8 protein-coding genes and 1 pseudogene are annotated in these 6,596 nt (G+C 67.6%); all 9 read right to left on the minus strand.

All coding sequences use genetic code 11. From position 1 onward, the window contains the following. Positions 1–51 precede the first annotated feature (51 nt). Complete coding sequence (locus Q0599_RS21205) at positions 52–837, minus strand: 3',5'-cyclic-nucleotide phosphodiesterase (protein WP_298834066.1); 786 nt, start codon at positions 835–837, stop codon at positions 52–54. Beyond that, positions 834–1,097 carry a hypothetical protein gene (locus Q0599_RS21210; RefSeq protein ID WP_298834068.1) on the minus strand — a complete coding sequence of 88 codons (264 nt, stop codon included), beginning with the start codon at positions 1,095–1,097 and terminating at the stop codon, positions 834–836. Before Q0599_RS21210 ends, Q0599_RS21205 begins: the two co-directional genes overlap by 4 nt. Next, a complete protein-coding gene (locus Q0599_RS21215; protein WP_298834070.1) occupies positions 1,094–1,462 on the minus strand; it encodes an adenylate/guanylate cyclase domain-containing protein in 369 nt (122 codons plus the stop codon). The genes Q0599_RS21210 and Q0599_RS21215 overlap by 4 nt, the downstream gene beginning before the upstream one ends. Before the next feature lie 111 nt (positions 1,463–1,573). After that, positions 1,574–2,251 (minus strand): FHA domain-containing protein, encoded by a 678-nt coding sequence (locus tag Q0599_RS21220; protein ID WP_298834072.1) that lies wholly within the window; start codon positions 2,249–2,251, stop codon positions 1,574–1,576. A 53-nt stretch (positions 2,252–2,304) separates the two neighbouring features. After that, complete coding sequence (locus Q0599_RS21225; RefSeq protein ID WP_298834119.1) at positions 2,305–3,087, minus strand: Stp1/IreP family PP2C-type Ser/Thr phosphatase; 783 nt, start codon at positions 3,085–3,087, stop codon at positions 2,305–2,307. A gap of 66 nt (positions 3,088–3,153) precedes the next feature. Next, complete coding sequence (locus Q0599_RS21230; protein WP_367180981.1) at positions 3,154–4,389, minus strand: serine/threonine-protein kinase; 1,236 nt, start codon at positions 4,387–4,389, stop codon at positions 3,154–3,156. A 56-nt stretch (positions 4,390–4,445) separates the two neighbouring features. Next, the gene (locus Q0599_RS21235; RefSeq protein WP_298834074.1) at positions 4,446–5,192 is read right to left on the minus strand and encodes a TerC family protein; all 747 of its coding nucleotides are present in this window, start codon (positions 5,190–5,192) and stop codon (positions 4,446–4,448) included. 144 nt (positions 5,193–5,336) lie between these two features. Beyond that, complete coding sequence (sucD, locus tag Q0599_RS21240) at positions 5,337–6,230, minus strand: succinate--CoA ligase subunit alpha (RefSeq protein ID WP_298834078.1); 894 nt, start codon at positions 6,228–6,230, stop codon at positions 5,337–5,339. A gap of 28 nt (positions 6,231–6,258) precedes the next feature. Then, positions 6,259–6,596: pseudogene (gene sucC, locus Q0599_RS21245) on the minus strand (succinate--CoA ligase subunit beta); the annotation flags it as partial.

The raw sequence follows: 6,596 nt of genomic DNA on the forward strand, positions 1-6,596 counted from the left end.
CAACGAACAACGGGCCCGCAGGCCCGTTGTTCCGGCGCTTCGCGGCCTGCGTCACGATGTGCCGAGCACCATCGTCTGGCCTGCGGCGAGCGCACGGATGCGGTGGCCGCTGGCCAGTTTGCCGATTTCGCTCATCACCGCCTCCATCTCGCCGGGCTTGATGTGGGTGATGTGCACCTCGACGCTGCCGGGCAGCTGCGCGAGTTCGTGGCCGAGCGCCGCGGGGCAGAGGTGGCGGCTGATGTAGGCCAGCTGGCGCTCCTCGTCGCTGAAGGCCGTCTCGATCACCAGGTGCGCGATCTTCATGTGGCGCAGGCGCATCCACAGCGCCGGGTTCGGCCCGGTGTCGCCGGTATAGACCCACCAGCCGGCGTCGCCGCCGTCGACCGCGAAGCCGCAGGCCGGCACCGTGTGCGATGCGCTGATCACCTCGACACGCTTGCCGCCAAGCGTGAGCTGCTCGCCCAGCGCGAAGGGCACGAGCTGCAGAATCGGTTGCTCGGCGCTCGGCAGGCGCGTGAAGTCAGGCCAGATCACGCCGTTGAAGACATGCGCGCGCAGCGCGGCCAGCGTCTCGGGCAGCGCATGCACCTGGATCGGTCCGCGACCGGCAGCGCTGCGCACACGCATCACGCTGTCGGCGAGCAGCCCGATGGACAGTACGTGGTCGAGGTGCGAGTGGCTGATGAGGATGTGGTCGATGCGCGCGAGCGCCTCGAGCGGCAGGTCGCCGACGCCGGTGCCGGCATCGACGAGCATGTCGTCGTCGACGAGGAATGCGGTGGTCCTGCAGCCGGCTGCAATGGAGCCCGAACAGCCGAGGACGTGGAAGATCATTTGCTGTCGAAGGTGCGGAGCCATCCCAGCCGGGCGGCTCGGGGCTGGCTTTCCCAACGGGCGATGCGATCGCCGAGTTGACTGTACAGACTGCTGAGCTCGAAGTCGCCGAAGTGCCTATTCGGCCGTTCCAACGAAGTCAGCGCCTGCTTGGCATCTTGCTGGCGGTGGCTGGCGAGCGCAAGCTGCCAAAGTCGCATTTCCTCGCCGAACCACGCATCGCGCGCAGCGGCCGCTGTCACCGGCGTGAAAAGCGTCACGGCCGGTTCCTCGTCTCTGACGCGAACACGACTTCGCCGAGGACGAGGCGATCTCGGAGATCCGCATGCATGCTCTCGCCGACGAGGACGTCGACGCCGTAGACACGCGTCCACGCCTCGATGCGCGAAGCCCGATTCACCGCATCGCCCACCATGGTCTGGCTGCGGCGGATGTCGGAAGCCACCTCGCCGACGCAGACCAGCCCGCCGTTGATGCCGATGCCCAGACCGGTCCCCGTGCAGCCGCTTCCGCGCCATCCGCGGTGGGTCCGACCACGCGCACGGCCATGGCGCGCCTGCTCGGCGCGCTGCGCATGTTCGGGGTCGGCCAGCGCGTTGAAGAATCCGGCGATGGGCACAGCCACTGCCAGCGGCCGACGCGCATGTCGCGCGTGCCAGGCATGGCGGTGCGCAAGCGCACCTCGTCGATGGCAATCTGCCGCGAGAGGCGCAGCGCTCGCTGCACGCTCCGCCTGTCAGGCCTGGACGAACTGCATCTGCGTGCCGGCGAGCTCCACCACGTCGCCGTTCTTCAGCTGCACCGTCTCGCCCGTCACCGGGCTGCCGTTCACCGTCGGGCGCAGCGCGCCTTCGACATGGGCCAGCACGTAGCCACCCGGACGCTTGGTGATCGAGGCGACTTGCACCCCGGGCTTGCCGACCGTGGTCACCACCTTGGTGAGCATGACCTCGCGGCCGGCCGCTGCGCCGTTGAGCACCTTGATCGAGGCCGGGCCGGACCCGCTGCCTCCCAGCGAGCCGAAGCCCGAAGCCCCGAAACCCTGGGTCTGCTGGTAGGCCTGTGCGCCGGCTGCGGCGGGGGCCGCGCCGGGCTTCATGATCATGGTCTTCTCGTAGTCGGTACCGTCCTCGACGAGGTATTTGATCTTGTACTTGCCGATCTCGACCGTGTCGTTGTGGCTGAGCAGCTGCTTCTTGATCGCCTTGCCGTTGATGTAGGTGCCGTTGGTGCTGTTCAGGTCCTCGATGAAGACGTCGGCGCCGACCATCTGCAGCACCGCATGCTCGCCGCTGACCGCAAGGTTGTCGATCACGATGTCGTTGTACGGTCGCCGGCCGAGCGTGGTCTTGTCCTTCGTGATCTGCACTTCCTTGATCACCACACCGTCCAGCGATACGACCAGCTTGCCCATGCTTGTGTCCTCGTGATCTCTGTCTTGTATGTTCTGCGGGCCCAGGTGCGCCGTCAGCGCCGGAAGGGCCACCAAGATCGCGCCGGGCCAGCCGGGCCGCGCACCCTCGCCAAAACCACCGAGATATTATCCTTTCCGCCTGCGTCATTGGCGGCGTCTACCAGCGCGGCAGCGACTTCGCCCAGGACGTCGCTGGTCTGCAACAGCTGCGCGATGCTGTCGTCGTCGAGCATGTCGGACAGGCCGTCCGAGCACAGCAGGTAGAGATCTCCAGGCAAGACGTCGTGCAGGTGGGTCTCGAGCAGCACCGTATCTTCCACCCCCACGGCCCGGGTGACGAGGTTCTTGTTCGCCGAGAAGGCAGCCTGCTCGGCGGTGATCAGCCCGGAGTCGATCTGCTCCTGCAGCAACGAGTGGTCGTGAGTGATCTGCGCCAGCCGACCACCGCGCAGCCGGTAGCCGCGCGAATCGCCAACGTGGCCCATCAATAGCCGGCCCTCCCGGAACACACCGACCACCAGCGTGGTGCCCATGCCGGCGTACTGCGGATTGGAGTTGGCGGCGTTGAAGATGGCACGGTTGGCGTTGTCCACGCAGATGTCCATCGCGCGGCGGACGTCGGTGTCCGACGCATTGTCCGAGGCCTCCGACAGCCAGCGTCCGAGCTCGCTCTTGATGAAGGAGGTCGCCATGCCGCTGGCCACCTCGCCCGCGTTGTAGCCGCCCATGCCATCGGCCAGCACGATCAGCTGCGAGTCTTCATCGACGGCGACCGAGTCCTCGTTGTTGTTGCGTGCCCGTCCCGTGTCGGTCGCGCTGAAGAACTCCAGGGTCATGGTCGGGTCGGCGTCGGGCAGGGGCATGGGCAGGGCGGCCGGGCTTGCGCCGCCCGGCACTGGCTCTCATGAGCCGGAATTGTGCCTTGGTTCCACGCGGCCGAAGGTCTCGGTTTTCTCGAACCCGTCACTTGGGGTGGGTGCGGGCGCGGCGGGTGCGCGCAAGACCGCAGCGACCGCGCGCAGATCCTGCGCCATCTGCGCCCCGTCGGCGTAGCGCGTTTCGGGCCGCTTCTGCAACGCCAGCGCCACCACGTCGGCGAGCGCGTGTGGCAGCTCCGGCCGCAGGCCGCGCACGTCGGGCGCCGGCTCGTTGACGATGCGCCTCATCAGCTCGGCCATCGACTCGCCTTCGTGGGGCAGTCGCCCGGTGAGCAGCTGGAAGAGCATGACACCCAGCGAATACAGGTCGCCGCGGCCGTCGAAGTGACGGCCGGCCAGCTGTTCGGGCGACATGAACGACGGCGTTCCGATCACCGCCCCGGTCCGCGTGCGGCTCGCATCGTCCAGCCGCGCCACGCCGAAGTCGGTCACCTTCACGAGGCCGCCGGCGAGGTCGACCATCACGTTGGCCGGCTTGATGTCGCGATGCACGACACCCTGCGAGTGCGCGTAGGCCAGTGCATCGGCGACACGTGCGACGATTTCCAGTACCTGTTGCACGGGGAGCAGCCGTCCTGGCGCCGTGTGGCGCTGCAGATCCTCGCCCCTGATGTACTCCATGGCGATGTAGGCGAGATCCTGCGCCTCGCCAGCGTCGAAGATCGTCACGATGTCCGGATGCTGCAGCCGTCCGGCCGTCTCGGCCTCGCGGAAGAAGCGCCGGCGCGACTCGGCCAGCTGGTCGCCGGCGAATTCGCGGCTCAGCGTGAGAGTCTTGATCGCCACCTGCCGACCGATCTGGGGGTCGCGTCCGAGGTAGACCGCCCCCATCGAGCCGCGGCCGATCTCGCTGTCGATGCGGTAGCGACCCAGAGTGACCGGCATCGGCTTGGCGACCGGCGTGGCGCCGGGCGGAGTCTCCGCGGTGGCGACGGTCGGCGTCGGCACGGGCAACCTTCGCGGCGCCAGCCGTCTCGACCCCAGCTGGCCGAACAGCACCGCAGCGGCGGGCCCCAGCATGGCCAAGGGTTGCGGGACCCAGGTCGCTGCGGCGAGGCTCAGCGCTGCCAGCAGCATGGCGGTGGCCCATGCGGCCTGCACGCTCAGGCGCGGCCCGAGCCACAGGGTATGCCATGCCGCCAGCGCGAAGCCGGCGAGCAGCGCGCTCAGCGACGCAGCGTCGACGATGGGGAAAGCCATGGCTGCGAGGACCTTAGCACAGGCCCCGGTCCCGCCACTGTTGGCAGAGCCTGACCTCAGGCTTGAGGCTCGGCGCTCCGCGGCTGCCGGGAGGCCACCCACTTCCCGATCGCCAGCACGATCAATGCGCCGAGCACACCGGCGCCGTAGCGCACGGCATCGGCGACCTGGGCCACCGCGCCGGCGTTCTCGGCAGGCTGCGTCGGCACCCAGCCGATCGCCGCCGGGTCGGTGACGGCCATCGTCCCCGCGATCCAGCCCAGCAGCATGCCGCCGATGGTGATGATCGATGGGAAGCGGTCCATCAGCTTGATGACCAATTGGCTGCCCCAGACGATGATCGGGATGCTGACCAGCAGGCCAAAGATCACCAACGGCATCTTGTGGTCGCCACCCGCACCCTCGGCGGCGCCGGCGATGGCGATGACGTTGTCCACGCTCATCACCAGATCGGCCACGATCACCGTCTTCACCGCGGCCCAGAGCTTGTCGCTGGCCTGGATGTCGCCATGGCCGCCCTCGTCGTCCGGCGCGATCAGCTTGACGCCGATCCAGACGAGAAGCAACGCGCCGACGATCTTCAGGTAGGGAATGGCCAACAGTGTCAGCGCGAAGAAGATCAGCACGACGCGGAGAATGATCGCTCCGGCGGTTCCCCAGATGATGCCCTGCGTGCGCTGATTGGGGGGCAGCTTGCGGCAGGCCAGCGCGATGACCACCGCGTTGTCTCCGCCGAGCAGGATGTCGATCATGATGATCTGGCCGACGGCGACCCAGAACTCGGGCGTCATGAACTGTTCCATGGGGATCGGATCCTCTGGCGGGCGGGGACAACGCAGCAGTCGGTCAGTGTAGGCGGGCGGAGAGGCGGTCCGGTTCGTGGAACTACGCAGCCGCCAATGCAAAGGGCCGCCAGCGGCGGCCCTTGCGCTCGGTGCCGGTTCGGGTCAGAGCAGGCCCTTGAGCAGTCGGCCCATCTCCGACGGGTTGCGGGTCACGGTGAAGCCGCACTCTTCCATGATGGCGAGCTTGGCGTCGGCGGTGTCTGCGCCGCCGCTGATCAGCGCACCGGCGTGGCCCATGCGCTTGCCCGGGGGCGCGGTGACGCCGGCGATGAAACCGACGATCGGCTTCTTCATGTTGGCCTTGCACCAGCGCGCCGCGTCGGCTTCGTCGGGGCCACCGATCTCGCCGATCATGATGACGGCGTCGGTGTCCGGGTCCTCGTTGAAGGCCTTCATCACGTCGATGTGCTTCAGGCCGTTGATCGGGTCGCCGCCGATGCCGACGGCGCTGGACTGGCCGAGGCCGATTTCCGTGAGTTGGGCGACCGCTTCGTACGTCAGCGTGCCGGAGCGCGACACCACGCCGATGCGGCCCTTCCGGTGGATGTGGCCGGGCATGATGCCGATCTTGATCTCGTCGGGCGTGATCAGGCCCGGGCAGTTGGGGCCGAGCAGCAGCGTCTTCTTGCCGCCCTGCGCTTCCTTGCGCTTCATCTTGTTGCGCACCATCAGCATGTCGCGGATGGGAATGCCTTCGGTGATGCAGATCACCAGGTCGAGGTCGGCTTCGACCGCTTCCCAGATTGCATCGGCTGCGCCTGCGGGCGGCACGTAGATCACGCTGACGGTGGCGCCGGTGGCGGCCTTGGCGTCCTTCACGCTGGCATGGATGGGGATGCCCTCGAAGCTCTCACCGGCCTTCTTCGGATTGACGCCCGCGACGAAGCAGTTCTTGCCGTTGGCGTAGGCCTGGCAGCCCTTGGTGTGGAACTGGCCGGTCTTGCCCGTGATGCCCTGGGTGATGACCTTGGTGTCCTTGTTGATGAGGATGCTCATGTCGGTTCTCTCTGGCAGACGGCTTGCGTTACTTGACGGCGGCGACGATCTTCGTCGCGGCTTCGGCCATGGTGTCGGCGCTGATGATGGGCAGGCCGGACTCGGCGAGCATCTTCTTGCCCAGCTCCTCGTTGGTGCCCTTCATGCGCACCACCAGGGGAACCTGCAGATTGACCGCCTTGCACGCCGCGATCACGCCCTCGGCGATGGTGTCGCAGCGCATGATGCCGCCGAAGATGTTGACCAGGATGGCCTTCACCTTGGGCGAGGCCAGCATGATCTTGAAGGCCTCGGTGACCTTCTCGGCGGTGGCGCCGCCGCCGACGTCGAGGAAGTTGGCCGGCTCGCCGCCGAACAGCTTGATGG

Source organism: uncultured Piscinibacter sp. (assembly GCF_937952055.1).
Classification (GTDB): domain Bacteria; phylum Pseudomonadota; class Gammaproteobacteria; order Burkholderiales; family Burkholderiaceae_C; genus Piscinibacter.

Bases quoted from the DNA above. Each gene is read 5' to 3' on its own strand.
- Q0599_RS21235 (WP_298834074.1), bottom strand. From the start codon at position 5,192: ATGGAACAGTTCATGACGCCCGAGTTCTGGGTCGCCGTCGGCCAGATC.
- Q0599_RS21205 (WP_298834066.1), bottom strand. From the start codon at position 837: ATGATCTTCCACGTCCTCGGCTGTTCGGGCTCCATTGCAGCCGGCTGC.
- sucD (WP_298834078.1), bottom strand. From the start codon at position 6,230: ATGAGCATCCTCATCAACAAGGACACCAAGGTCATCACCCAGGGCATC.
- Q0599_RS21225 (WP_298834119.1), bottom strand. From the start codon at position 3,087: ATGACCCTGGAGTTCTTCAGCGCGACCGACACGGGACGGGCACGCAAC.
- Q0599_RS21230 (WP_367180981.1), bottom strand. From the start codon at position 4,389: ATGGCTTTCCCCATCGTCGACGCTGCGTCGCTGAGCGCGCTGCTCGCC.
- Q0599_RS21220 (WP_298834072.1), bottom strand. From the start codon at position 2,251: ATGGGCAAGCTGGTCGTATCGCTGGACGGTGTGGTGATCAAGGAAGTG.